A 1,316-nucleotide genomic window follows, 5' to 3' on the forward strand; every position below is an offset into this window, starting at 1 on the left:
CGGCCCGGGCCGGCGCGAGCGTGAAAACCTCAGAAGGAGCCGCGGGTGCGGGCGAACAAAAACTCGACATCGGCCCGGCCGGCCGGGGAGAGCCTCGACGCGCTACTCACCCGCGTGGGTCGAGGCGAGACAGAGGCATTCGACGCTCTCTACCACGCCGTCGCGGGCCGGATCCTCGGCCTCGCCCACAAGGTGCTGCGCGACACCGCCCATGCCGAAGAGGTCTGCCAGGACGTCCTCGTCCAGCTCTGGCGCACCGCACCCCGCTTCGACCCCCACCGCGGCAGCGCACTGACGTGGATCCTGACCATGACACACCGCCGCGCGGTGGACCGGGTCCGCTCCACCCAAGCGGCAACCCACCGGGACAAACTTGCCGGCCTCCGGGACCACCCAGTCGCCTACGACCAAGTCGCCGAAGCAGTCGCACTCCGCGAAGAACAAGCCGCCATCCGGCACTGCCTGGACGCCCTCACCCCGCGTCAGCGAGAGTCGATCACCATGGCCTACTACCAGGCCCACACCTACCCCGAAGTCGCACAGAAACTCGGCCTCGCCCTGGGCACCGTCAAAAGCCGCATCCGCGACGGACTCTTCCGCCTCCGCGACTGCCTCGCCACCACCTGACCCCGGGCCGGCCCCAGCGGAAACCAAGGCGGAGGAAGAAGACGTAGCGTTCACCAGGTACGTGAAAGCGATCCGGCGAGGGAGGCAGGTCGACGATGGCGTGGTTGCGGCGGGCAACGGTACTGGGCGCGGCGGCCGCGGGTGTGGCGGCAGGATACGCAGGGGTGGTCACCGGCGCGGTGACCGTGGACACCGGCTGGGGCCGCCGGATGCGGGCACTCGGCCCGCAGACCGTGGAGATCGCCGCATCGCGGGAGACGGTCTTCGAGGTGATCGCCCAGCCCTACCTCGGCCGCACCACCCGCGCCATGCGGGAGAAGGTTCGGGTGCTGGAGAGGGGGGAAGACATCGTGCTCGCCGCCCACTACACACCCGTTGCCGGTGGCCGGCTGACCACCACGACGGTGGAGACCGTGCGCTTCGAACGCCCCCACCGCGTCGCCTTCCGGCTCCTGCGCGGCCCGGTCCCCCACGTCACCGAGACCTTCGACCTCACCGAACACACCGGTGGCACGCGCCTGGAGTACCGGGGCGAGCTGGGCACCGACGGCGGGCCGATCGGCGCCCGATGGGGCACCCTGGTCGCGAGGAGCTGGGACGCGACCGTCGCCGCGACGCTCGCCGACATCCGGCGTGAAGCCGAACACCGCGCCCGCCGGTAGGAACACCGCTCCCCCGCGCGGTCGGCT

Annotated in this window: 2 protein-coding genes; both read left to right on the forward strand. The window is 71.3% G+C overall.

The features are described 5' to 3' along the window. The first annotated feature begins 45 nt into the window (after positions 1 to 45). Entirely contained in the window at positions 46 to 627 is a 582-nt protein-coding gene (sigK, locus tag RM572_RS28525) for an ECF RNA polymerase sigma factor SigK (RefSeq protein ID WP_311676269.1), read from the forward strand. A 95-nt stretch (positions 628 to 722) separates the two neighbouring features. Then, positions 723 to 1,289 carry an SRPBCC family protein gene (locus RM572_RS28530; protein ID WP_311676270.1) on the forward strand — a complete coding sequence of 189 codons (567 nt, stop codon included), beginning with the start codon at positions 723 to 725 and terminating at the stop codon, positions 1,287 to 1,289. Positions 1,290 to 1,316 lie beyond the last annotated feature (27 nt).

It is taken from the genome of Streptomyces hazeniae, assembly GCF_031845485.1.
Lineage (GTDB): Bacteria > Actinomycetota > Actinomycetes > Streptomycetales > Streptomycetaceae > Streptomyces > Streptomyces hazeniae.